The following is a 23770-nucleotide window of genomic DNA, read 5'->3' as shown; positions in this document are numbered from 1 at the left end:
CATGAAATTCATCATTCTCCCCATCATCCTGGCCTTGTCGGCCTGCTCGCTGACCCAGCCGCTGGTCAAACCGGATCTGCCGGTGCCCGCGGTCTTCCCCGCCGCCTCCGGCGGCGAGTCCGGCCCCCGCGCGGCGGACCTAGGCTGGCGCGCGATGTTCGGCGATCCGCGGCTGCAGCGCTTGATCGAGCTGGCGCTGGCCAATAACCGCGACCTGCGCCTGACCGCGCTGAACGTCGAGGCCGCGCAGGCCCAGTACGGCATCCAGCGCAGTGAACAGTTGCCCAAGCTGGACGGCATGGCCGGCGCCGCGCGCCAGCGCACGCCGGCGAACGGCCCGACGCCGGCCGCCACGCAGACGCAGTACAGCGCCAACCTGGCGCTGAGCGCCTTCGAGATCGACCTGTTCGGCCGCATGCAAGCGCTGTCCGACGCCGCCTTTGCCCGCTATCTGGCCAGCGAGCAGGGCCGGCGGGCCGCGCAGATTTCTCTGGTGGGCGCGGTGGCGGACGCCTACTTCGCCGAGCGGCTGGCCGACGAGCAAAAACAGCTGGCCGTGCGCACGCTGGCCGACTGGCGGCAATCGCTGGACTTGGCGCGCCTGCTGAAAGCGGGCCAGCAAAACAACGGCCTGGATGTGGCGCAGGCCGAGGGCCAGGTCGCCAGCGCCGAGGCGGACCTGGAGGCGCGCGCCCGCGCCCACGCGCAAGCCGGCAACGCGCTGCGGCTGCTCATCGGCGCGGAGCCGCCTGCCGGCCTGCCCGCCCCGCTGCCGCTGGAGGCCCAGCCGGTGGCGACGCGGCTGCCGGCGGGCCTGCCGTCGGATCTGCTGCTGCGCCGGCCGGACATCCTGCAGGCGGAACAACAGCTGGTAGCCGCCAACGCCGACATCGGCGCGGCCCGCGCGGCCTTCTTTCCCAGCCTGTCGCTGACCGCGTCGCTGGGCTTCGCCAGCCCGGCGATGCGCGGCTTGTTCGACGGCGGCCACCGCGCCTGGAGCTTCGCGCCGCAGGTTTCGCTGCCGCTGTTTCCCAGCGGCAGGCTGCGCGCCGAGCTGCGCCTGGCCGAACTGCGCAAGTCCAGCGCCGTCGCCGAATACGAACGCGCGATCCAGACCGCCTTCCGCGAAGTGGCCGACGGCCTATCGGGACGCGAAACCTTCGGCCGGCAGATCGCCGCCCAGGGCCGAACAGTGGCCAGCGCCGAGCGCCGCGCGGACTTGTCGGCCCAGCGCTACCGAGCCGGCGTCGACGGCCGCTTGGAATTGCTGGACGCCCAGCGCCAGCTCTACGCCGCCAAACAAGCGCTGCTCGACCTGCGGCGCGGCGAGTTCGGCAATGCGGTGGCGCTGTACAAGGCGCTGGGCGGCGGCTTGATCGACCATTGACTCCCGACAGGCGCGTTCCGCCCCATACAAAAACCGCGCTCATTGGCGCGGTTTTTCGTTTCCCAAGCAAGTGCTCTTAGAGCCTGTTCAAAGTCTCGCGAGCTCGCGCGAGACAAGGCGAAAACAGCTGAAGAAGCGGAATGTACGTACGGTACATGAGCATGATGAAGATGTTTTCAACGCCGTATCGCCGACGCACAGCAGACATTGAACAGGTTCTTAGCGCCAAGCGCCCCAGAACAGCCACAGCACGATGGGGCCGCCCAGGATCAGCCACTTCAGCAAGTAGTAGGTGAACCGGCTCTGCGCTTTGATCTTCTTGCCCAACAAACGCACTTGCTGGATGTAGCGGAAAGCGCGGTTGAGGCCGCCGACGCGATCGCCCGCCTCGTTCGGCGAATTGGCCGCGCCCACCAGCACCCGGCTGACGATGCGGTTGATCACCCGCGCCGGCCAGAACCACATCGGCCGCTCCACGTCGCAGAACAGGATGATGCGGTTCTGGTCGGTGGTATTTTCCGCGTAGTGCAGATAGGTTTCGTCGAAGATCACCGCCTCGCCGTCGCGCCAGCTGTATTTCTCGCCGTCCACGTCGATGAAGCAGCCGTCGTCGTTGGGCGTGATCAGGCCCAGGTGGTAGCGCACCGAACCGGCGAACGGATCGCGGTGGCGCACCAGGCGGCTGCCCGGCGGCAGCGCGGCGAACATCGCCGCCTTGATGTTGGGGAATTGCTTCAACAGCTCGGTGGTGTACGGGCACAGCGCCTGGGCGGACGCGTGGTCCTGGCCGTACCACTTAAGGTAGAAACGCTTCCAGCCGGTTTTGAAGAAGCTATTGAAGCCCAGATCGTCGTACTTGTCCGAAGCCTTGATGTTGCCGCGATCGTACAACGCCACCGCCTCTTCGCGGATCTTCTCCCAGTTGGCGGTCAGCGCCTGCAGCTCGGGGAAGCGCGCCACCGGCAGGTAGGGCTTGGGCGGCACCTTGGAAAACAAATACATGAAGCAGTTGATCGGCGCCATGATGGTGGAGTGGTCGCTCAACTGGCGCCAGAATCCCAGCCGGACGCGGCCGCGGAAATGCACGTAAAGGGTGGACAGCACGAAAACCGCCACCACCAGAATCTTGAAATAAGGCATCAGCAACTCCAGACAAACAGAGCGACATTGTAAAACGACAGGACCATCAGCGCAGGCTTATTCGGGTAAAAACTGGCCGCAAGGCACAAAAAATTGCCGCATCTTCAGGAGTTTGGACACGTTCAGACGAATGCCGTTCGCACCGAATAGCCGCCTGCGGCAAAGTCGAACAGCCGGTAGCCGCGCCGGTCGTCGATCTCGATGTCGCACGCGCCGCGCGTCCACTGGAAACAGGTGGCCGGCCCCACCTCCAGCGTCTTGCCGCGATAGGCGATGCTGTGTTCGCCGTGGACATGGCCGCAGATCACCAGTTTCAGCGCGTCCGCCGCCGTCGCGACCTGCCAGAACGGCGAGGCCTGCGCCAGCATGCAGTCGTCCAGCAAGGGCGTGCCCACCGCCAGCGGATGATGGTGCAGCACCACGGCCGCCGGTCCCTCTCCCGCCCCATCCAGCCGCTGGCGCAGCCGCACCAGCTCGGCGTCGCCGATCCGGCCGCCATCCTGACCGGCCACGCAGCTGTCGACGCCGATGAAGGTCCAGCCGCCCAACGCCAGCGTCTCCAGCGGCCGCAGGAAGTCATAGCCGGCGAACACCCGCGCCATCGCCGCGCGGTCGTCGTGGTTGCCGGCGATCCAGTGCACCGGCACCTCCAGCGCGGCCAACGCTTCCGCCGCAAGATGGTACGACGCCTCCGATTCGTCCTGCGACACGTCCCCGGTCAGCAAAACCGCCTCCAGGCCCGGCTCCCGCGCCACCGAAGCGAGCACCGCCTCCAACGCTGCGTGGGTGTCCCGCTCCAGCAGGCGGCCCCGCTTGTCCGCGAACAGGTGCAGATCGGTCAATTGCGCGACTTTCATTCCCGGCTCCCCGCCATGTCAAAGGCATCCATTATCGCCAAAACCGCGCGCCGGCTCAGACAATAAAAAAAACCGGCGGGATGTCCCGCCGGTTGTTTGCGCCCGGTGAAGGAGATCAGAACAACTGATCCTTGACGTTCTCCACCGCGTCCTGGGCGGCGGGCTTGCCGCTGTCCGTGTCCACCTGCGGCGCGCTGGCGTCGCCCTCGCCGCCCGGCACCGAACCCTGGTTGTCGATATGCAGTTCCGGATTGGTCTTCTGGAACTCTTCGTAGTAGTACTCGTCGCCGCCTCGCTGGCCGGCGCCCGGCCTCACCACGATGCCCTGCGGCACCGGCAGTTCCACTTCCGGCTGGCCCTTCAAGGCATTGCCCATGTAGTTGATCCAGATCGGCAGCGCGGCGGTGCCGCCGTAGCCGTAGCGGCCCAGCGAGCGCGGCTGGTCGAAGCCCACCCAGGTGGCGGCCGCCAGATTGGGATTGAAGCCGACGAACCAGGCGTCCTTCCAATCCGAGGTGGTGCCGGTCTTGCCGGCCAGGTCGGTGCGGCCCAGGCTCATCGCGCGGAAGCCGGTGCCGTAGCGGACCACGTCGCCCATCATCGAACGCATGATGAAGGCGTTGCGCGGATCGATCGCCTGCTGGGCGTTCTGGCCGGCCACGGTGGGCACGGTCTTGGCCAGCACGCGGCCGGACTGGTCTTCGATGCGGTCGATGAAGAAGGCCTTGGTGCGGTAGCCGCCGTTGGCGAACACCGAGTAGCCCTCCACCATCTGCAGCGGCGTCACCGAGCCCGCGCCCAACGCCATCGGCAGGTAGGCCGGATGCTGCTTGGCGGAGAAGCCGAAGCGCTGCAGGTATTGCTGGGCGTAGTCGGTGCCCACCGCCATCAGCACGCGCACCGACACCAGGTTCTTGGACCGGGTCAGGCCCTGGCGCAAGGTGATCATGCCGGAGAATTTGCCGTCGTCGTTCTTGGGCGTCCACATCTGGCCGTTGACCCCGGGCACCGACAGCGGCGCGTCGTTGATCAGCGTGGACGGCGTGATGCCGCGCTCGATGCCCGACGAATAGATGAAGGGCTTGAACGAGGAGCCCGGCTGGCGCCAGGCCTGGGTCACGTGGTTGAAGCTGCGGCGGTTGAAATCGAAACCGCCGATCAGCGACTTGATCGCGCCGGTTCGGGTGTCGAGCGACACGAAGGCGCCTTCCACTTCCGGCATCTCCACGATCTCCCAATAGCCCTTGGCGTTGGCCTGCACGCGGATCACCGCGCCGCGGCGGATCTGCAGCTGCTGCGACGCCTTGCTGCTCAGCCCGCGGCGGGCGAAATCGAGGCCCGCGCCCTTGATCGACGCGATCTTGCCGCCGCGCATGTAGGCGCGCACCTCGGACGGGCTGGCCGACAGCACGATGGCCGGCAGCATGTCGCCGCTGTCGCGCAGATCGCCCATCGCCTCGTCCAATGCCTCGGTGGCGTCTTCGCCGTCGCCGGCAGGCAGATCCAGGAAGCTTTCCGGACCGCGGTAGCCGGTCTTGCGGTCGTAATCGATCAGACCGGCGCGCAGCGCGTCATACGCCCATTTCTGGTGGCGGCTGTCCACGGTGGTGTAGACCTTGAAGCCCTCTGTGTACGCCGCTTCCTTGTAACGCTCGTACATCGCCTGCCGTACCATTTCCGCAACATACTGGCCGGGCTGGCTGGTTTCCGCCACCTGGCCGGCCAGGTGCAGCGGCTCGGCCAGCGCCTGGTCGTACTGCTCCTGGGTGATGAAATTCAGCTCGCGCATGCGGCGCAGCACATATTGCTGGCGCAACTTGGCGCGGTCGGGATTCACGATGGGGTTGTAAGCCGACGGCGCCTTGGGCAGGCCGGCCAGCATCGCCATCTGGGCGGGGCTCAGGTCGTTGAGCGTCTTGCCGTAATAGGTCTGCGCCGCGGCGGCGAAGCCGTAGGCCCGCTGCCCAAGGTAGATCTGGTTGAAGTACAGTTCCAGAATCTGGTCCTTGCTCAGCGTGTGCTCGATCTTGAACGCCAGCAGCGCTTCGTTGAACTTGCGGGTGAAGGTTTTCTCGCTGGACAGGAAGAAGTTCTTCGCCACCTGCATGGTGATGGTGCTGGCGCCGGAGCGGGCATGGCCGGACACCAGATTGCCGACGGCGGCGCGCATGATGCCGAGATAGTCGATGCCGCTATGCTGATAGAAGCGCTCGTCCTCGGCCGCCAGCACCGCCTGCTTCATCAGCTGCGGCACTTCATGGATGCGGGAAAACGAACGCCGCTCTTCGCCGAATTCGCCCAACAACTGGTTGTCGGCGGAGTAGACGCGGAGCGGAATTTTCGGACGGTAGTCCGTGATTACATCAAGGCTTTGCAGGCGCGGGTAGGTTATGATGATTGCAATCGCGGCGGCACCCGCGAGCAACACCACGCCACCTAGGAATACGCCTGCCAAAATAGCAAGAAATCGTCTGAGCATATTTACGATGGGCTTTCACTGGAAACCGGATTATAACGTCTTGTGAAAGCCAACAAGACAAACAATGGCGGCAACAGTTCGAATTTCTGTTGCATGAGACCGGATCGAGGCGCGGATGCTAATCGATAAATTGAGGCTCGGGCGCTCCTTGCTCGAACAACTGGGGCTGGGGAAATCCCACAATTCGCCGCTGCTTGGGCTGGACATCAGCAGCACCGCGATCAAGCTGGTCGAGCTCTCCCGCAACGGCCGCAACATCCAGGTGGAGCGGTACGTGACCGAGCCGCTGCCCAAGGACGCGGTCAACGACGGCAATCTGGTCGACATCGACGGCATCTCCGAAGCGCTGCGCCACGGCTGGAAACGCCTGGGCAGCCCGATACGCAGCGTCGCCATCGCCATCCCCACGCCGATGGCCATCTACAAGAAACTGCTGGTGCCGGCCAGCCAGACCGAGGACATGGACGATCTGATCGAGTCCGAGGCCAACCAGATCATCCCCTTTCCGCTCGACGAGGTGAACCTCGACCACCAGGTGCTGGGCCCGTCGCCGTCCAGCCTGGACGATCTGGAAGTGCTGCTGTGCGCCGCCCGCAAGGAAAAAGTGGAAGAGCGCGTGGCGGTGGTGGAAATGGCCGGCCTGCGCGCCCAAGTGGTGGACGTGGAATCGTTCGCGATGATGACGGCCTTCGAGCAGATCCAGCAGCAGCTGCCGGACGAAGGCATGAACCAGACCTTCGCGCTGTTCGACATCGGCGCCACCCGCATCCACTGCAACATCATCCGCAACAACCAGCAGATCTACTACCGCGAGCAGATGTTCGGCGGGCACCAACTGACGCGCGACGTCCAGCGCCGCTACAACATCAGCTTCGAGGAAGCCGAAAGCGGCAAGCGCAGCATGGCGCTGCCCGACGGCTACGAATCCGAGCTGATGCACCCGTTCATCGACTCGCTGGCCCAGGAAATCCAGCGCGCGCTGCAATTCTTCTACACCACGGTCAGTGTGTCGCAATATCTGCGCGTCGACTACATCCTGCTGGCCGGCGGCTGCAGCATGCTGCCCGGGCTCGACGACGCGGTGGCCGGCCGCACCCAGATCAGCACCATGATCGCCAACCCGTTCACCACCCTGGTCCAGGCGCCCGGCATCCGGCTGAAAGAGCTGCTGATGGACGCGCCTTCGCTGCTGATCGCCTGCGGGCTGGCGCTCAGGAGGTTCGACTGAATGATTCGGGTCAACCTCCTCCCCCACCGCGAACAGAAGAAAGCCGCGCACCGGCTGCGCTTCCAGCTTCTGCTGGGCGCCGCCGTCCTCGTTTCGCTGGTGCTGCTGACCATAGGCTATATGGTGTTGCAACACCAGATTTCGGAACAGGAGGCGCGCAATCACGTGCTGCAGGCGGAAATCGGCAAGCTGGACCGGCAGATCAAGGACATCGGCAAGCTGAAGAAACAACGCGATGATCTGCTGGCGCGCAAACAGCTGGTGGAGCGGCTGCAGGAAGGGAGAAACTCCGCGGTGCACCTGTTCGACCAGCTGGTGCGCCAGACCCCGGACGGCGTGTATCTGAGAAGCTTCAAGCAGATCGGCAACCAGGCGACGCTGACCGGCTACGCCCAATCCGGCGCCCGGGTTTCCAGCTACATGCGCCAGCTCGGCCAGTCGGAAACCTTCGACGCGCCGGTGCTGGTCGAAGTCAGTTCGATCATCGTCAACAATCAGCGCGTCAGCGCGTTTACGCTCAATGCCACGATGAAGCAAAGCCTGCCCTCCAACAAACCCGCCGGAGCCACGCCATGACGCTGGACGAACTGCGCGCGCTCGACCCCAAGGACATGCCCAACTGGCCGCTACAGGCGCAGATGCTGATGCTGTTTCTGCTCTTGCTGCTGGTGGTGGGGCTGGGCTATTTCTTTGTGCTGGGCGAGCAGTTGGACAAGCTGGGCCAGTCCCGCCTGCAGGAAGCCACGCTGAAGCAGACCTTCATCGACAAGAAGCGCCAAGCAGTGAACCTGGACGCGCTGGAACAACAGTTGAAGGAAATCGACGCCTCCTTCGGCGCCCTGCTCAAGCAACTGCCGACCAAGTCCGACATGGATACCCTGCTCACGGAAATCAATCAGGCCGGCATCGGCCGCGGGCTGCAATTCGACCTGTTCAAACCCGGCACCGAGACCCGCACCGCGGAGATGGCCGAAGTGCCGATCACCATCCGCCTGACCGGCTCGTATAACGACCTGGCGGCCTTCGTCAACGACATCGCCCAACTGTCCCGCATCGTCACCATCGGCGAGATCAATCTCACGCCAGGCAGCGGCAAGGACAACCGGCTGATCATGGACGCGACGGCCCGCACTTACCGGGCGCTGGAGCCGGGCGAGCGCCTCGGCGCGCTGGCGCAGAAGTGATGACGATGAGAAGAATAGCGATCTGCCTGCTCCCGCTGCTGCTGAGCGCCTGCGGAGACGGCGGCAACGACGACCTCAAGCAGTGGATGGCGAACAGCAGCCTGGGCCTGCGCGGCCAGATCGAACCGTTGCCGCAAGTGCAGGCCTATAAACCGTTCAACTATCAGGCCTACGACCTGACCGATCCGTTCAATCCGCAGAAGCTGCAGGCGGGCAAGCGCCAGAATTCGGCCAACGCGCCGGACCTGAGCCGCCCGAGGGAGGCGTTGGAAAATTACGATCTGGACAAACTGGAAATGGTGGGCACGATACGACGGAGCGCCGCCATCTACGCGCTGATCCGCACGCCGGAAGGATCAGTCTACCGAGTGCAGCCCGGCAACTACCTGGGGCTGAACTTTGGCAAGGTCACCTCGATCAGCGATGCGGAAGTGCAGCTTGCCGAAACCGTCGAAGACCTGAATGGAGAGTGGGTGCAGCGCAGCAGCAGCCTGCATCTTGCAGAACAAGGGCAGAACAAATGAAAAGACTCGGCATCGCATTGTGGACAGGCCTGGCCTTGTGCCTGGCCGGGGGATTGGCCGTCGCCGCGCCGGCCATCACCGCGCTGGACGCGGGCAAGGTGGACGGCAACCGGCAAACGCTGCAAATCACCTTCGACGGTCCGGCAGTCAAGCCCAACAGCTTCTCCCTGTCCAACCCGCCCCGCATCGCGCTGGACTTCGCCAACACCGGCGTCAAGATGTCCAAACCCTCGCTCAGCGTCGACAGCCCGCTGCTGCGTTCTGCCGTCGCGGTAGAGGCCAGCGGCCGCTCGCGGCTGGTCCTCAACCTGGCCCGCAACGCCAGCTACCGCAGCGAGATCAGCGGCAACCGCCTGCTGCTGACGCTGGACGGCTCCACCTCTTCCGAGCAGGCATCCTCCACGCCTCAGGAAATCGCGCCGTCCGTCCGCGCCGACATACAGGCGCAAAGCGCCGCGGGCGGCGCGGCCGGCCTGGACTTCCGCCGCGGCCGCAACGGCGAGGGCCGGGTGGAGCTGGCGCTGCCCAGCGCCAACACGCCGGTGGACATCCGACGCGACGGCGCCAATCTGGTGGTCGACATCGCCAGCGCCTCATTGCCGCCCCAGTTGGTGCGCCGCATCGACGTCACGGACTTCGGCACCCCGGTAGCCAAGGTGGACGCCGCCAATCTGGGCCGCAACATCCGCGTCACCGTGATGCCGCAGGGCGACTGGGAGTATTCGTCTTACCAGACCGACGGCAAGCTGGTGGTCGAGGTGCGGCGCCCCGCGCTGACTGTGGCGGGCGGCGGCGACGCCGGCAAACCGCTGTACAAGGGCGACAAACTGTCGCTCAACTTCCAGAACATCGAGATCCGCACCGTGCTGCAGGTGATCGCCGAATTCACCGGCCTCAATGTCGTCACCAGCGACTCGGTCACCGGCAACATCACGCTCCGGCTGAAGGACGTGCCCTGGGACCAGGCGCTGGACCTGATCCTGCAAAGCAAGGGGCTGGATCAGCGCCGCAACGGCAACATCATCCAGATCGCGCCGCGGGACGAACTCTTGGCGCGCGACAAGCAAGTTCAGGAGGCGCGGCAACAGCTGGCCACGCTGGAACCGCTGCGTTCGGAAACCTTCGTGCTGCGCTACCGCTCAGCCGAGGACTTCAAGAAAGTGCTGGACGGCGACAACAGCTCCGGCAAAAAGGAAAGCCTGCTGTCGGAGCGCGGCAGCGTGCTGATCGACCCCAAAACCAATACCCTGATCGTCAACGACATCGGCACGGCGATCGACAAGATCCGCGACGTGATCGCCAAGACCGACATCCCGGTGAAACAGGTGCTGATCGAAGCCCGCATCGTTGAAGCCACCGACAACTGGGAGCGCGATCTGGGCATCAAGCTCACCTATGACCGCGCCGACCCCAAGGGCATCATCTCCGGCAACCCGCTGGGCACCAACGTCAACAACGTCACCAACCTGAACACCAACCAGCCCTATGTGATCCAGACCACGCCCGCCGGCGTCAACCTGCCGATCGCCAATCCGTCCGGCACGCTGTCCGCGCTGTACAACGTCGGCCACTCGGTGATTCTGGGCCTGGAGCTGCAGGCGATGCAGGCCGAGGACAAGGGCCGCATCATATCCAGCCCGCGGGTGATGACCGCCGACCGCCAGGAAGCCACCATCGAGCAGGGCACCGAAATCCCCTATCAGGAAGCCAGCTCCAGCGGCGCCACGTCGGTGGCGTTCAAAAAGGCGGTGCTCAGCCTCAAGGTGAAACCGCAGATCACGCCCGACAACCACGTGATGATGGACATCACCGTCAACAAGGACTCAGCCAACTTCCAGCAGACGGTGAACGGCACGCCATCGCTGTCGACCGAGAAAATCACCACCCAGGTGCTGGTGGACAATGGCGGCACCGTGGTGCTGGGCGGCATCTATCAACAGCAGCTGGACAATGTGGTCAACAAGGTGCCCTTCCTCGGCGACATCCCCCTCTTGGGCGCGCTTTTCCGCAGCTCGCAGAAGATAGACAAGCGCAGCGAGCTGCTGATTTTCATCACCCCGAAAGTGATCAACGACCTGGTGGCCGCGTCGCGCTGAAGGGCCAAGACAGATTCATTAACGATCAGCTACAATGCCTGCCATGGAGAAACTGGCAGGCAACTTTTTTCTGGTCGGTCTGATGGGCGCGGGCAAGACCACGGTGGGCAGGGCGTTGGCGCGCCGCACCGGCAAGACGTTCTACGATTCCGACCAGGAGATCGAGGCGCGCACCGGCGTGCGCGTGGCCACCATCTTCGACATCGAAGGCGAGCTGCGCTTCCGCAATCGCGAAGCCTGCGTGATACGCGACCTGGCCCAGCAGCGCGACATCGTGCTCGCCACCGGCGGCGGCGCCGTGATGCGCGAGGAGAACCGCAAGGTTCTGGCCAGCCACGGCACCGTGATCTACCTGCGCGCCGCGATAGACGACCTTCTCGCCCGCACCCAGCACGACAAGAACCGCCCCCTGCTGCAGATCGCCGATCCGCGCGCCAAGCTGGAAAGCCTGTTCAACGAGCGCGATCCGCTGTACCGCGAGATCGCCGACATCATCATCGACACCACCCAGCAGAACGTCAATCTGCTGGTCGCCCGCCTGTTCGACCAGCTGTTGGCTTCACCGCACCATCCCAAGGAAACCGACTAGTGATCACACTCGACCTGATCCTTCCCGACACCCGATACCCGATACACATTGGCCACGGACTCCTGGAACAGGTCGATCTGCTGCTGCCCCACCTGCCGCTGCCCAAGGCAGCCATCGTCAGCAACGCCACCGTCGCTCCGCTTTATCTGTCCCGGCTGCAGCAAGCGCTGGAAGCCCGCGGCGTGGTCTGCTCCAGCGTAGTGCTGCCCGACGGCGAACGGCACAAGGACTGGCAGACGCTGAATCTGATCTTCGACGCGCTGCTGTCGGGCAACGCCGAGCGCAAGACCACGCTGATCGCGCTCGGCGGCGGCGTGATAGGCGACATGACCGGCTTCGCCGCCGCCTGCTACCAGCGCGGCGCGCCCTTCATCCAGATTCCCACCACCCTGCTCGCGCAGGTGGACTCCTCGGTCGGCGGCAAAACCGCGATCAACCACCCGCAGGGCAAGAACATGATCGGCGCCTTCTACCAGCCGAAGGCCGTCATCGCCGACATGGATCTGCTGGCCACCCTGCCCGACCGCGAGCTGTCCGCTGGCCTGGCCGAAGTGATCAAGTACGGCCTGCTCGGCGACGCCGGCTTCCTCGCCTGGCTGGAAGCCAATATGGCCAAGCTGCGCGCGCGCGACGGCGAAGCGCTGCAATACGCGGTGAAGCGCAGCTGCGAAATGAAGGCCGCCATCGTTTCCGAGGATGAAAAGGAAAACGGCGTGCGCGCGCTCCTGAACCTGGGCCATACCTTCGGCCACGCCATCGAGGCCGGCCTGGGCTACGGCGCGTGGCTGCACGGCGAAGCGGTGGCCGTCGGCATGGTCTTGGCCGCCGCGGCCTCCGCCGAGCTCGGCTGGATCAGCCGGGACGACGTGGAGCGCGTGCGCCGGCTGATCGCCGCCGCCGGCCTGCCGGTCAAGGCGCCCGCCATGCCGACCGAGCAATGGCTGAGCCTGATGAGCCACGACAAGAAGGTCGAGGCCGGCACCGTGCGCTTCGTGCTGTTGCGCTCGCTGGGCCAAGCCGTGATAGAGTCGGGACTGGACACCGCCTTGCTGGACCGGATTCTGCGCGAAAACAGCTGATCCCGGCTGTCCGGGCGGCCTGGCTACGGATTTATACGAATTGCCAAGTCGCCCGCCTCGTCAGAATAATCAACAGACTAAATAAGATGTTGTTTCACACGAGGGGGGAGAAATAGAATGGATGTCTTTACGGCACTGGCCAGCAGTCTGGCCCTGATGCTCGTCTATTATTCGCTGCGCCAGTTCTGGCGCCATCTACGTTACATCAAGCCCGTTCAACGCGGCATCGACCCTGTCGGAGAAGCCGAAGTCTTCCTGGCTTATGGCCGCACCCGCGAAGCCGTCCGAGTCCTGAAGGATTCCCTGAAGGACGATCCCGACAATCTCCACGCCAAAGTCGCCCTGCTGCGCGCGTATTCCAACGCCCGCGACAGCAAGGCCTATGTGTCGCTCGCGCGCGACGTCCACCCTCAAGTGCAAGGCCAGCCAGTCTGGCACACGATACGGGAAAACGGCCGCGAACTGGCGCCGCAGGAACCGCTGTTCTCCAAACGTTGAGTTTCTGAGCGCTAAAGCGCAATGCCCAACGAAACAAGGCTGCCCACGGGCAGCCTTGTCGTTTTACATCAAGAACGATGGGCGGCTCAGTCCGCCTTCGGCTCGCTGAACTGCAGGCTGTGCAATCTGGCGTACAAACCGCCCTGCCCCAGCAATGCCTGATGACGCCCCTGCTCGACCACTTGCCCCTGATGCATCACCACGATGCGGTCGGCGTTCTCGATGGTGGACAGCCGGTGCGCGATCACGATCGTAGTTCGGTTTTTCATCAGGTTTTCCAGCGCGGCCTGCACCAGACGCTCCGACTGGGTGTCCAGCGCCGATGTCGCCTCGTCCAGGATCAGCAGCGGCGCGTTCTTCAACAGCGCGCGCGCGATCGCCAGCCGCTGCCGTTGACCGCCCGACAAACGGGAACCGTTTTCGCCGATGATGGTATCCAGCCCTTCCGGCAAGGCCTCGATGAACTCCAGCGCATTGGCCGCGCGGGCGGCATCGATGATCGCTTCGCGCGACGCATCCTCCCGGCCGTAAGCGATATTGGCCGCCACGGTATCGTTGAACAGCTCCACCTGCTGGCTGACCAGCGCGATATGCCCGCGCAGCTGGCTCAGCGGGATGTCGGACAGCGCCACGCCATCCAGCAGCAGCCGCCCCGCAGACGGCTCGTAGAAACGCGGCACCAGGCTGGCCAGCGTAGTCTTGCCGCTGCCGGAGGACCCCACCAGCGCCACGGTCTCGCCGGGCTGTATCGTCAAGTCGATGCCGGACAACGCGGGGTTGTCCACATTGGGATAGGCGAAGCTGACGCCGTCAAAGCGCAGCTGCCCGCTGGGCGCGGGCAGGGCGCGGTCGCCGCTGTCGGCCTCGCCGGGCTCGTCGATGAAGGAGAATACCGACTCCGCCGCCGCCAGGCCGCGCTGCATCGCCTGCGATACGCTGGAAATGCGCTTGACCGGCGCGAACAGGCCGAGCATCGCCGTCAGAAACACCATGAAATCGCCGGCGGTCAGCGCGCCATGCTGGGCGCGCAGGCCGGCAAAGTACAAGATCGCCGCCAGCGCGCACGCGATCATCAGCTGGGTGACGCCGGTATTGGCCGAGCTGGCCGCGCTTTGCTTGACCTGGTTGCGCCGCACCGACGTCGCCGTATCGTCGAATCGCGCCATTTCGCGCTCTTGGCCGCCATATACCTTGATCGCGCGCTGGCACTGGATGCTCTCCGCCAACACCTGGGTCATCTGCGCCATATGCTGCTGGTTCTGCCGCGCCAATCCGCGCAGACGCTTGCCCACCAGCCGCATGCAATAGGTGACCCCCGGCATCACCACCAGGCAGATCAGCGTCAGCTGCCAGTCGGTCATCAGCATCAGGCCCAGCATGCCCAGCGCAGTCAAGCCGTCGCGCACGGTGACGGTGATCACGTTGAAGCCCGCCTCGGTCACCTGATTGACATCGTTGGTGATGCGCGACATCAACCTGCCGGACTGGTGCTCGTCGTAATAATGCGCCGGCAAACGCACCAGCTTGGAGAACATCTGCTGCCGCAAAGCCTGCACCAGCTGCCCGGTCAGCCAGCTGGCGGTGTATTCGTTGATGAAGCCGGCCACGCCGCGTATCAGGTAAATGCCGATGATGGCCAGCGGCACCCACATGATCACCTGGGGATCTTTATTGACAAAGCCGCCGTCGATCAGCGGCTTGAGCAGCTTGGCGACGGCAGGCTCGGTCAGCGCCGCCACCGCCATCGATAGTATCGACAGTAACAGCACTTTCCAGTAACCAAACAAGTATCCGAGCAGCCGCCGGTATATAGCCCAACTATTCTTAAACGAATCTTTCATTCAAAACCCTGTCATCGGCGCGGCCAGCGCGGCAAACCTGCTAATTGAAGAATGCTTTCCAAATTGCGTTCGACCGAGAAACGCTGACGGACATCCTCGCGCCCCACCTCGGCCATCGCGCGCATCCTGGGCAAGTCGGCCAAAGCCTCCGCCAGCGCGCGGGTCCAGTCGGACACGCTGCCAGGCGCAGCCAACAGGCCGGTCACGCCATCGGAAACCGTCTCCGGAATGCCGCCGGTATCGCTGGCGATGACGGGAATGCCCAAACCCAGCGCCTCGATCTGCGACATGCCCAGCGGCTCGTAAGTGGAAGGCATGACGACGATGTCGGCCCGGGCGAGCAAGGCCGCAACCGGATTGACGATGCCGGCCAGCAACACGCGATCCTGCAACCCCAAACGAGAGACTTCCGCTTCGATGCGCGCCCTCTCCCCGCCGTCTCCGGCGATGACGTAACGCAAGCCAGGCCACGCGTCTTTCAGTTCGGCCAGCGCGCCGAGCAAAGTCAGATGCCCCTTCTCGCCGCGCAGCATCGCCGCATGCGCCAGCACCGGGCCGGTCCCGCCAGAGAGCCAATCGGCAATCCGCGGCGGCAAGGACTGTCCGGCAGCCTGATCCAGCCGTTCGAAGTCGATCCCCGGATACACGACGTGCAAGCGCTCCGCCCGGATCGCAGGATTCGCCAACAGGGTTTGCCGCAAGCACTCGCTCGGCAGCATCGTCGCATCAATCAGGTGGTTGTAAGTCAAGGTCGACGGGTAACCGGCCTGGTAAGTGCGGGATCGCAGCAGAAACGGCCGGTCCCGCAACATTCTGGCGGCAAGGGCCACATTATTGCTGTCATGCCCGCTGTGGCAGACCGCCAGCCTGGGCCGGTGCTCCCGCATCCAGCGCCATAAGCCGACAATGGTGGGCAAATGCGCGCTGTTCCGAAAGCGCAAGGGCAGGATGGCCAAACCCTTGTCGCGCGCGACATCGGCCACCGCCGTGCCGGGACGGCACGCCAGCACCGGCCGGTAGCCCGCCTCGCCCAGCTTGGCCATCTGCTGCATCAGTTGAAGCTCCTGCCCTCCCACATTGGGCGAAGACTCGGAGAATAATATGAACTCAGACATGCGGATGCCCATCAACCTTCGGGCAGACACAGCTCAGCCCAGGGCCGGCCGGCCGCCAACGCGGCCTTGAGGTGCTGGCACAGCTCGAACTGCGATTCAAAACCATTGTTATAGCTGATGCTGCCGATGTGATACCAGCAATCATCGATCACCTGAATGCTGAAAGGGTGCCCGCTGACCGGGTCGCGGATCTCGCGCATGCGATGCTTCGCCATTCTCAGACGAGAAGCGTCCAGCTCCCGATACAGCGAACGCCAATTGCGGCCCCCGGTATCCAGGCCATTGGAAAAGTCATACAGAAAATTGAGCCGGCGTCGCTTCATGTGGTCGAAGCGGAACGCGCAATATCCTGCCCACAAATGCCAACCCCACTCGCTGTGGTTAGGCAATCCGTACACCGGCTGGTCGTCGAGGTCGACCAGCAGCCGGCTGGGCGCCACCGGAATCATGTCGTGATCGATGAAAGCGAAACTGCGGGGTTCGGCCGGAAGCACGATGTTGTGGTAGATCCAGCTCATCGCGAAACCATGGGAACGATTGACATGCCGGGTCGGATTGGCCGGCAGGGCCAGATAAGGCACCTGGTTTTCGCGGCAGACCTGCTCGATCTGGCGCCTCATTTCCGGACGCCGGGAATTGTCGAACACCACCATCCGGGTGCCCGGAACATTCACGCGCGCGCGCTCCAGCTGCCAGTTCAGCGCCCAGGGCTGCTCGAACGCGACAACCAGGCCCAGGTTGGCCGCCGGGTCGCGCAGGCTCTCAACAAAACGCTCCTGCCCCACGGCGCGCTTGGCCAGATACATGGTTTGCCATGCATCGTTCCGCCACTGCTTGAGCGCATCATGGCACGGCGACAGCCTCAACCACTCGGCCAAGCCAAAATCGGACAGATCACGCATTACGCACACACACTCCAGATATTATTCTTCATACATCAACCCCGTTTACGGCGCGCCTCGGCCAAACGCTCGGAGAGGCGCAATCATCGCAGCAATAACCACGGGCAGCAAGCTTCCTCAAGAAGGCTCCCATGTCGTATATAATCGCCTGATCATGATGCCGCCGTGGCCTCTACTAATCGCACCAGCGCGCCCGCCGAGCCCTCCCGGGCATCGCCCGGGACGAACATCCGCACCCTCTTATGCCCCAGACCGAAGCACCCGACCGCATCCTTCTGATCAAACTGCGCCATCATGGCGACATCTTGCTCACCACGCCGGTGGCCAGGACGCTGAAATCGCGCTACCCGCAGTGCGAGATCGACATGCTGGTCTACCGGGAAACCATCCCGCTGCTGCAACACAATCCCGACATCTCCCGCGTCTGGACGCTTGACCGCTCATTGCGCGGCTGGCGCAAACTGGCGTCTCAACTCCGCCTGCTGCTGGCGCTGCGCCGGCAACGCTACCAGACGGTGATACACCTGAGCGACCAGATGCAAGGGGCCTTTTTCGCCAAGCTGCTGGCCCGCCGCCACGCGATCGGCTTCGATTACCCGAAACGCCGCAACAGCCCCTGGCATCGCTTTTTCACCGCCCTCGCCCCGCTAGCGCCGAGCGATACCCTGCACACCGTCAGCCAGAACCTGCTCGCGCTGTCGCCGCTTGGCATCACGCCGACCCCCGACGAGCAACGCTGCGTGCTGCCGATACAGGCCGCCGACCGGGAATCGGTGACGGCGCTGCTCAAGGAAGCTGGCGTCGACGGCCCCTACATCGTCATCCATCCATCCTCCCGCTGGTTCTTCAAATGCTGGGAGGATGACAGATTCGCCGAACTCGCGGAAACGTTGGCGTCCGACGGCTGGTCCATCGTTCTCACCGCGGCGCCCGATCCTGCCGAAATGGACATGGTCGCCGCCATACGGGCGCAAATCCGCTCCGACCGCGTCGTCTCCGTCGCCGGCCGGCTCACCCTGAACCAATTGGCGGCCATCATAGACGGCGCCAGATTGTTCATCGGCGTGGACTCCGTCCCCATGCACATGGCCGCCGCGCTGGGCAAGGACACCATCGCCCTCTTCGGCCCCAGCAAAATCCATGAGTGGCATCCCTGGATGACCCGCCATCGCCTGCTGAACGCCGCCGACTACGGCGAACTGATCGATCCGGACCAAGTGGACACCTCGACGCGCCAGCGCTATCTGGCAAACATCCCGCTGGAGGCGGCTCTGAACGCCAGCCGCGAGCTGCTGTCCTCCCCAGCCCAGGAATAAGCATGCGCCATACCATTCTGTTCATTATCGACGGCCTGCCCGGAGGCGGTGCCGAGCGCGTGGTCATCACCCTGGCCGGCGAGATGGCCGCCCGCGGCCATCAAGTCACGATCGCCTCATTGCAAGCCTGCCTCGACTATCCGATACCCGAAGGCGTCGAATACCTTCTGGTGGAAGACCGTTACCGCGGACCGTTTCGCCGCCAGACCGAGATCCTCCGCCGGGCACGCCAGCTAGATAGCGCGCTTCGTCGGCACTTCGCTGGGCGCACCGTCAACCTGGCCATCTCCAACCTGCCGAAAACCGACAGGATCGTGGCGGCCTGCCCCTATCTGGCACAAGCCTGGCTGTGCCTGCATTGCGCGATCCAGGCAGGACAACTGGCAGAGCGAAGCGGAATCCACCATTGGCTGAAAAAACGCCAGCTCATCCGCACCTATTCGGACCGCAAACTGATCACGGTCTGCCAGGCGCTGCAGCGGGACGCGCTGGATTGCGGCTTGCGCCCGGCGCGGATGGAAACCATCTACAACCCCTTCGACCTGGACTGGATCCGCCAGCGCGCGGCAGCGCCCTGCCCGATGGATGGCGAGGACTTCATTCTTCATGTCGGCCGCTTCAACCATCAAAAACGGCACGACCGGCTGCTTGAGGCATTCAAGCTGAGCGGCTACTCCGGCAAGCTGGTGCTGCTTGGCCAAGGCGGCCAAGCCGAGCTATCTGCGGTCCAAGCACAGGCACAGCGACTAGGCATCGCGGACCGGCTGGTCGTCGCCGGCTTCACGGACAACCCCTACGCCTACATGCGGGCCGCCCGCGCGCTGGTGCTCAGCTCCGACTACGAGGGATTCGGCAACGTGCTGGTCGAAGCGCTGGCCTGCGGCACGCCTGTGGCCAGCACCGATTGTCCGGAAGGCCCGGCGGAAATCCTGACCGGCGATCTGGCTATCGGCCTGAGCAAGATGGATAGCCAATCGCTGGCAGACGCCATCACGCGCGTTCTGCGTTCTCCTGCGCTGCTGCGACCAGAACAACTGGAGCCATTCTCGCTCAATACCGCTGTCGATCGCTATCTGACGCTGGCGAATCAATAAGCTAGAGCGCAACCTCGTTCCTGGCATCGAATATCGGTGCCAGGTACAGGCCGAGAGCGGCAAGCATCGCACCGCACATCGCGATCTGCGGGCTCAGCAACAACACATCGCTCAGCCCGAATACTAGCCAGAATCCGACATAAAGCGCCATGAAACGCCTGGAGAAGCCTCCGCGCCTCCAGCCATAGATGGCAAATCCCGATAAAAAAATCAGCCAGGATAATGCGCCCGGAACCCCCTGCAAAGACATAATCTCAAGCCATTCGTTATGCAAATGAATATCCCGCATAATCAAGGCTGCCTTATTGAGCGCCCCATCATTGACCAACTGATGAAATAGCTCATCCCGCGCCTGGATGCCCTGCCCCCACGGCCGTTCCCCCACCGCATGCGCTCCAGCATCCCAAAGAGAAAAGCGGATGCCCAAAGAGGTATCGGCATTGCCTTGGCTATAAGCAATCAAATCTGTTTGCGCTTCCTTGATTCTACTGCCCACCACCGCCCAACTGGAGCATAGCGCAAGCCCGGCCAACAACGCAGCGATGACATAGGTGCGCCAGCTCTGATTCAAACCAAAGCGCCATAGAACAGCACAGCCAAGCACAAACAGGTAAACCAGAAGCGCCGCGCGCGTGCCTGTTGCCACAATGGACATGAACTGCAATGCGATCAGCAAACAGAGGCCGAGCCACTGCCATTTTTTCAGCCGGAATGGGTAAAACAATAATAAGGCGAAAAAATGAATCGCGCAGAGAAGATAGGCTGCGCCGGTAGCATACAAGCCCCCCAAGCCAACCCTGACCCCATGCGCATCATGCCAGGCTTTCAAAGTAATAATGGACAGCAACGCCGACGCGGATACCATGGCGAACGTCGCGCATGCTGGAGACAGACGCCGCCCGAATGATCCCCATAATGGCAGCAAAAGCAAGGGCAAGGCGCTAAGCCAGATTTTATTTGAGAGCTGGTAGGCGAAGGCTACGGAAAAAAGGGCAGGGTCGGCTGGCGCGGGAAAATACCAGAGCCAGGCGGCGCGAAACGCAATGAAAATCAGCAGCGCAAACGACAACAACAGGTTCAGCGTCTTCGATTCGGCGTCCCGACGTTGAAACATGACCAACGGCAAAGCCAGCAGGGATAGCAAGCACAGAATGTAAAACAGCGTGCGCCCGGATGCGGGAAAAGCCAGGATCAGACCGCATCCCAACAGCAGGGCCAATGGAGCCGCTTGATTCGCTCGGTCCAACATTGGCGCCGTCCACGCCGGCGCCGCCATGCCATTAAACCGCATGGTAGCTCCGGAACCATTCGACAAAACGCGCCATGCCGATCTCAAGCGAGGTAGACGGCGTGAAACCCACCGCATCCCTCAGGCGGGACGTCTCGGCATAGGTAATCGGCACATCGCCATCCTGCATCGGCAGATACTCCTTGACCGCCTCCTTGCCGCAGTATTTCTCAGTCAGCTGGATGAACGTCATCAACTCCACCGGCTGATGATTGCCGATATTGAAAATCGTATGCGGCAACTCGCCCGAAGGAACATGCTCCATCACTCTCACCACCCCCTCGACGATGTCATCGATATAGGTAAAGTCGCGCTGCATCTTGCCGTGATTGAACACTTTGATCGGCCGGCCATTCAGAATGGCGTCGGTGAACAACCAAGGGGCCATGTCCGGGCGCCCCCACGGGCCGTAAACGGTGAAGAAGCGCAAACTGGTCGTAGGCAATTGGTACAAATGGGAATAGCTGGCCGCCATCAACTCATTCGCGCGCTTGGTCGCCGCGTAGAAGCTGACAGGATGATCAGCTCGCTGATCCTCTGAAAACGGCACGGCCGAACCACTGCCATAGACGCTGGATGATCCGGCGAATACCAAGTGTTTCACCGGATAGTGGCGACAGGCCTCCAATACATTGGTGAAGCCCAGCAAATTGCTTTCCGCATAAGCATGAGGGTTTTTCAGAGAATAACGCACCCCGGCCTGGGCAGCCAGATGGATGACATAGTCGAATTTTTCAGCCGCGAACAAGCGCTCCATCGCGGGCCAGTCCGCGATATCTTGCCGATAAAAGCTGAAACCAGGCCGCCCCTGCAAAGTCGCCAACCGCGCATGCTTGAGCTCGACCGCATAGTAATCATTCAGATTGTCAATCCCGACAACCTGAACATCCCCCCGCCCCAACAGCTTTTCACATACGGCCCGGCCAATAAAACCGGCGGCGCCGGTCACCAGAATCTTCATCATTGAATACCTTATGTCCACTCAGCGGACCATCACTCATACGTTCGCGCCAGCCAGAATCAAGCTGTCACAGTCTCAATCGCACCCGCAGAAAGCGCAGCTTCCATTTGCAGGAAACCTGTCTCGCCGCAAGATACTTCCATACCGAAATGGACTGAAGCTTTGCGGCGACGGCTGGCTGCGCATTCAGAAATTGACGCCCAGAAGGCGTTTTAAGCAAATCCTTGGCGAAGCCGATCCAGAGATGCGCGGTCTGCCAAGCGGCGATACGCCCGGCAAAAGCGGTCTCGATGCTCTGCAATGCCCTGATGTATTCCTCGCCGTAACGCCATGTCTGACCTCGATCGGACAGGCTGCCCGGACGCTTGTAATAGGCGTAGACAGGCTCCGCGCCCCATACGATGGATTGCGCCTCAGTGATCCAATGAGGCGTCGTCATCATGTCTTCGTAGCACTTCATGGCGGCCAGATCATGCTGCAGCAGAATCTGGCGAGTCACGCACTTGCCTGCGAAGTGTCCTTGCAGACTCTGATGCTCGCAAAACAGGTTGCAAGCTTGCTGAACCGACAACGGCGCCACGTCGCGAAACAATCCTCCCGCCTCGCTCCCATCCAAGGGCTGGCCGGTTTCCCGCAACGGCGTCATCAACAAATCCGGCTCATGCCGCCGCAGCGTATCCACCATCCAGGCCAAGCCGCCCGATAAGAAAGCATCGTCGCTGTCGAGGAAGGTCACATATCGTCCATCCGCCTGGCCCACGCCGGCCTGGCGCGCCAAACCGACATTGGCGAAATCAACCGAAATCGTTTTCAACCAGGGATGGGGCCGCGCGAACTCCTCAAGTATCTTGGCCGTTTCATCGGTAGACGCGTCATTAATCGCGATCACCTCAACCTGCTCCAACTCAGCCATTTGCCGCGCCAACACCTCCAAGGTCCGCCCCAGATACGCTGCAGCGTTATGCGCCGGCATGATGATACTTAGCAACATCAACTCATAAACCTTTCTTCAAGCTACATCGCTAACCGACAATAAATCCCGGTAACAGTTCATCATCCGCTCCGCCATCGCCTCCAGGCTCAACCCCTCCACGCTGCATCGGGCCGCTTCCGCCAGAGCCGGCCAACGCTGATGGGCCGACGCCCATTCCGCCACGTTTCCGGCAAGCGCTTCCTCATCGAAAGCATCGCATGCCCAACCGTTCTCTCCCTGCCGGACAAACTCCGCCGCGCCGCACTGGCGCGTCGTCAAGACCGGCAGCCCGCAAGCAAACGCCTCGACGCACACATTGGGAAAGGGGTCATACAATGTAGGCAGGATGAAGGCATCTGCCATGCCATAGAACGGCTTGACCTCGCCTTGCGCGCCAGCGAAAACCACTCTGGCGCTCACGCCCAGCGTTTCCGCCAACTGGCGGTAGCGAGCCAGCCGTTTGTCGCCCCCCACCACCATCAGCCATACGCCTTGATTAGCCCGCAACGCCCTCAAGGCGCGCGCCACGCCTTTACGCTCGAAACCCGAACCGACATACAGCAGCAGCGGCGCATCGTCGGGCACGCCCCACCTGCCGCGCATCGCCTGCCGATGCTCGGCGCGGAGGCGGGGATGGAAGGACTGCAGGTCCACCCCGTTGTAAATGACGACGATCTGCTGATCGGTCAGACCGAAATATTGCTGTATCTCCCGCTTTACCATCTGAGAATTGCAGATCACCCGCTTCAGACGGGGGTGATGGAACATCTCGGACTCAGCCCGCTGGATATAATGATGGTAAGGGTTGCACCACAATACAAACCGGCCCCATGCCGACATGCCCTGTCGCCGCAATTGCAGCCAGCGCCGGTGGACGCCGTCTCCCGCCCGATAAATGTCGCAACCCGGTATGCGCTCATGCGACTGGACAAGATCGAAGCCCTCCCTCGACCATATCCGTCTGGCTTGCCGGGCAAAACTCCAGTCGCGCCAGACATTGCCCAGATAGGAGCCGCCAACCTGGTAAGCTTTGACGCCTTCGACCGGCTCCCAACGGCGCGCGATCAACGATACTTCCAGCGCGCCCTGATTGCGCAAAGCGGCCAGCGCGCGGCTCACAAAGCGCTCGGCGCCGCCAGCGGGGTTGTATTTCTGACGGACGATGGCCAAGCGTGTCATGCGGGGAAAAACCTCTCGAAATCCGGAAACTAAAAAGCCG

20 protein-coding genes and 1 pseudogene are annotated in these 23770 nt (G+C 63.0%); 11 read left to right on the top strand and 10 right to left on the bottom strand.

The window, feature by feature from the left end; all coding sequences use genetic code 11:
* The first annotated feature begins 1 nt into the window (after position 1).
* Entirely contained in the window at positions 2 to 1387 is a 1386-nt protein-coding gene (locus VA599_RS07475) for an efflux transporter outer membrane subunit (protein ID WP_346788119.1), read from the top strand.
* A gap of 219 nt (positions 1388 to 1606) precedes the next feature.
* Here VA599_RS07475 and lpxO read toward each other — a convergent pair whose 3' ends face one another.
* The 3 genes and pseudogenes from lpxO to VA599_RS07460 all read right to left on the bottom strand — a co-directional run.
* The gene (gene lpxO, locus VA599_RS07470; RefSeq protein WP_021478284.1) at positions 1607 to 2527 is read right to left on the bottom strand and encodes a lipid A hydroxylase LpxO; all 921 of its coding nucleotides are present in this window, start codon (positions 2525 to 2527) and stop codon (positions 1607 to 1609) included.
* A 122-nt stretch (positions 2528 to 2649) separates the two neighbouring features.
* On the bottom strand, positions 2650 to 3384 hold the full coding sequence (locus tag VA599_RS07465; protein WP_346788117.1) for a metallophosphoesterase: 735 nt from the start codon (positions 3382 to 3384) through the stop codon (positions 2650 to 2652).
* Positions 3385 to 3476: 92 nt separating this feature from the next.
* Positions 3477 to 5863 (bottom strand): annotated as a pseudogene (locus VA599_RS07460) (penicillin-binding protein 1A); the annotation flags it as partial.
* A gap of 115 nt (positions 5864 to 5978) precedes the next feature.
* Here VA599_RS07460 and VA599_RS07455 point away from each other — a divergent pair.
* From VA599_RS07455 to VA599_RS07420, 8 genes are all read left to right on the top strand, one after another.
* Positions 5979 to 7091, top strand: coding sequence for a pilus assembly protein PilM (locus VA599_RS07455; protein WP_021478281.1), 1113 nt, complete (start codon positions 5979 to 5981; stop codon positions 7089 to 7091).
* Positions 7092 to 7667: a PilN domain-containing protein gene (locus VA599_RS07450; RefSeq protein ID WP_021478280.1), complete on the top strand. Its 576-nt coding sequence runs from the start codon at positions 7092 to 7094 to the stop codon at positions 7665 to 7667. It begins immediately after the preceding gene.
* On the top strand, positions 7664 to 8275 hold the full coding sequence (locus tag VA599_RS07445) for a type IV pilus inner membrane component PilO (RefSeq protein WP_021478279.1): 612 nt from the start codon (positions 7664 to 7666) through the stop codon (positions 8273 to 8275). Before VA599_RS07450 ends, VA599_RS07445 begins: the two co-directional genes overlap by 4 nt.
* A 5-nt stretch (positions 8276 to 8280) precedes the next feature.
* Positions 8281 to 8799, top strand: a complete 519-nt coding sequence (locus VA599_RS07440) for a pilus assembly protein PilP (RefSeq protein WP_043149258.1) — start codon at positions 8281 to 8283, stop codon at positions 8797 to 8799.
* Positions 8796 to 10895, top strand: a complete 2100-nt coding sequence (locus VA599_RS07435; RefSeq protein WP_104945361.1) for a type IV pilus secretin PilQ — start codon at positions 8796 to 8798, stop codon at positions 10893 to 10895. The genes VA599_RS07440 and VA599_RS07435 overlap by 4 nt, the downstream gene beginning before the upstream one ends.
* Positions 10896 to 10929: 34 nt before the next feature.
* Positions 10930 to 11484 carry a shikimate kinase AroK gene (gene aroK / locus VA599_RS07430; RefSeq protein ID WP_021478276.1) on the top strand — a complete coding sequence of 185 codons (555 nt, stop codon included), beginning with the start codon at positions 10930 to 10932 and terminating at the stop codon, positions 11482 to 11484.
* Positions 11484 to 12563: a 3-dehydroquinate synthase gene (aroB, locus tag VA599_RS07425; protein WP_104945362.1), complete on the top strand. Its 1080-nt coding sequence runs from the start codon at positions 11484 to 11486 to the stop codon at positions 12561 to 12563. Before aroK ends, aroB begins: the two co-directional genes overlap by 1 nt.
* A 117-nt stretch (positions 12564 to 12680) precedes the next feature.
* Entirely contained in the window at positions 12681 to 13061 is a 381-nt protein-coding gene (locus VA599_RS07420; protein ID WP_021478274.1) for a type IV pilus assembly protein FimV, read from the top strand.
* Positions 13062 to 13147: 86 nt separating this feature from the next.
* Here the strand turns inward: VA599_RS07420 and msbA are convergent, their stop codons facing one another.
* The 3 genes from msbA to VA599_RS07405 are packed head-to-tail and all read right to left on the bottom strand — an operon-like array spanning position 13148 to position 16919.
* Entirely contained in the window at positions 13148 to 14902 is a 1755-nt protein-coding gene (msbA, locus tag VA599_RS07415) for a lipid A export permease/ATP-binding protein MsbA (protein WP_346788116.1), read from the bottom strand.
* 11 nt (positions 14903 to 14913) lie between these two features.
* The gene (locus tag VA599_RS07410) at positions 14914 to 16017 is read right to left on the bottom strand and encodes a glycosyltransferase family 4 protein (protein ID WP_346788115.1); all 1104 of its coding nucleotides are present in this window, start codon (positions 16015 to 16017) and stop codon (positions 14914 to 14916) included.
* A gap of 11 nt (positions 16018 to 16028) precedes the next feature.
* On the bottom strand, positions 16029 to 16919 hold the full coding sequence (locus VA599_RS07405; protein WP_346788114.1) for a hypothetical protein: 891 nt from the start codon (positions 16917 to 16919) through the stop codon (positions 16029 to 16031).
* A gap of 242 nt (positions 16920 to 17161) precedes the next feature.
* Here VA599_RS07405 and rfaQ point away from each other — a divergent pair, with 242 nt between their 5' ends.
* Entirely contained in the window at positions 17162 to 18235 is a 1074-nt protein-coding gene (rfaQ, locus tag VA599_RS07400; RefSeq protein ID WP_021478270.1) for a putative lipopolysaccharide heptosyltransferase III, read from the top strand.
* 2 nt (positions 18236 to 18237) lie between these two features.
* Positions 18238 to 19329 carry a glycosyltransferase gene (locus VA599_RS07395; RefSeq protein WP_346788113.1) on the top strand — a complete coding sequence of 364 codons (1092 nt, stop codon included), beginning with the start codon at positions 18238 to 18240 and terminating at the stop codon, positions 19327 to 19329.
* Between the two features lies 1 nt (position 19330).
* Here the strand turns inward: VA599_RS07395 and VA599_RS07390 are convergent, their stop codons facing one another.
* The 4 genes from VA599_RS07390 to VA599_RS07375 all read right to left on the bottom strand — a co-directional run bounded on the left by VA599_RS07390 (position 19331) and on the right by VA599_RS07375 (position 23730).
* Entirely contained in the window at positions 19331 to 20620 is a 1290-nt protein-coding gene (locus VA599_RS07390) for an O-antigen ligase family protein (RefSeq protein ID WP_346788112.1), read from the bottom strand.
* A complete protein-coding gene (locus VA599_RS07385; RefSeq protein ID WP_021478267.1) occupies positions 20610 to 21581 on the bottom strand; it encodes an NAD-dependent epimerase in 972 nt (323 codons plus the stop codon). Before VA599_RS07385 ends, VA599_RS07390 begins: the two co-directional genes overlap by 11 nt.
* 64 nt (positions 21582 to 21645) lie before the next feature.
* The gene (locus tag VA599_RS07380; protein WP_346788111.1) at positions 21646 to 22569 is read right to left on the bottom strand and encodes a glycosyltransferase; all 924 of its coding nucleotides are present in this window, start codon (positions 22567 to 22569) and stop codon (positions 21646 to 21648) included.
* Between the two features lie 18 nt (positions 22570 to 22587).
* Positions 22588 to 23730, bottom strand: coding sequence for a glycosyltransferase family 4 protein (locus tag VA599_RS07375; RefSeq protein WP_021478265.1), 1143 nt, complete (start codon positions 23728 to 23730; stop codon positions 22588 to 22590).
* Between the last annotated feature and the right edge of the window lie 40 nt (positions 23731 to 23770).

It is taken from the genome of Chromobacterium indicum, assembly GCF_039708975.1.
Taxonomy (GTDB): Bacteria; Pseudomonadota; Gammaproteobacteria; order Burkholderiales; family Chromobacteriaceae; genus Chromobacterium; species Chromobacterium piscinae.
Note: the sequence above shows the minus strand (reverse complement) of the source record. Positions and strands in the feature narration are given on the sequence as shown.

Coding starts and splice junctions, on each gene's coding strand:
- VA599_RS07475 (WP_346788119.1), top strand. CDS start 2: ATGAAATTCATCATTCTCCCCATCATCCTGGCCTTGTCGGCCTGCTCG.
- lpxO (WP_021478284.1), bottom strand. CDS start 2,527: ATGCCTTATTTCAAGATTCTGGTGGTGGCGGTTTTCGTGCTGTCCACC.
- VA599_RS07465 (WP_346788117.1), bottom strand. CDS start 3,384: ATGAAAGTCGCGCAATTGACCGATCTGCACCTGTTCGCGGACAAGCGG.
- VA599_RS07455 (WP_021478281.1), top strand. CDS start 5,979: ATGCTAATCGATAAATTGAGGCTCGGGCGCTCCTTGCTCGAACAACTG.
- VA599_RS07450 (WP_021478280.1), top strand. CDS start 7,092: ATGATTCGGGTCAACCTCCTCCCCCACCGCGAACAGAAGAAAGCCGCG.
- VA599_RS07445 (WP_021478279.1), top strand. CDS start 7,664: ATGACGCTGGACGAACTGCGCGCGCTCGACCCCAAGGACATGCCCAAC.
- VA599_RS07440 (WP_043149258.1), top strand. CDS start 8,281: ATGAGAAGAATAGCGATCTGCCTGCTCCCGCTGCTGCTGAGCGCCTGC.
- VA599_RS07435 (WP_104945361.1), top strand. CDS start 8,796: ATGAAAAGACTCGGCATCGCATTGTGGACAGGCCTGGCCTTGTGCCTG.
- aroK (WP_021478276.1), top strand. CDS start 10,930: ATGCCTGCCATGGAGAAACTGGCAGGCAACTTTTTTCTGGTCGGTCTG.
- VA599_RS07420 (WP_021478274.1), top strand. CDS start 12,681: ATGGATGTCTTTACGGCACTGGCCAGCAGTCTGGCCCTGATGCTCGTC.
- msbA (WP_346788116.1), bottom strand. CDS start 14,902: ATGAAAGATTCGTTTAAGAATAGTTGGGCTATATACCGGCGGCTGCTC.
- VA599_RS07410 (WP_346788115.1), bottom strand. CDS start 16,017: ATGTCTGAGTTCATATTATTCTCCGAGTCTTCGCCCAATGTGGGAGGG.
- VA599_RS07405 (WP_346788114.1), bottom strand. CDS start 16,919: ATGCGTGATCTGTCCGATTTTGGCTTGGCCGAGTGGTTGAGGCTGTCG.
- rfaQ (WP_021478270.1), top strand. CDS start 17,162: ATGCCCCAGACCGAAGCACCCGACCGCATCCTTCTGATCAAACTGCGC.
- VA599_RS07395 (WP_346788113.1), top strand. CDS start 18,238: ATGCGCCATACCATTCTGTTCATTATCGACGGCCTGCCCGGAGGCGGT.
- VA599_RS07390 (WP_346788112.1), bottom strand. CDS start 20,620: ATGCGGTTTAATGGCATGGCGGCGCCGGCGTGGACGGCGCCAATGTTG.
- VA599_RS07385 (WP_021478267.1), bottom strand. CDS start 21,581: ATGATGAAGATTCTGGTGACCGGCGCCGCCGGTTTTATTGGCCGGGCC.
- VA599_RS07380 (WP_346788111.1), bottom strand. CDS start 22,569: ATGTTGCTAAGTATCATCATGCCGGCGCATAACGCTGCAGCGTATCTG.
- VA599_RS07375 (WP_021478265.1), bottom strand. CDS start 23,730: ATGACACGCTTGGCCATCGTCCGTCAGAAATACAACCCCGCTGGCGGC.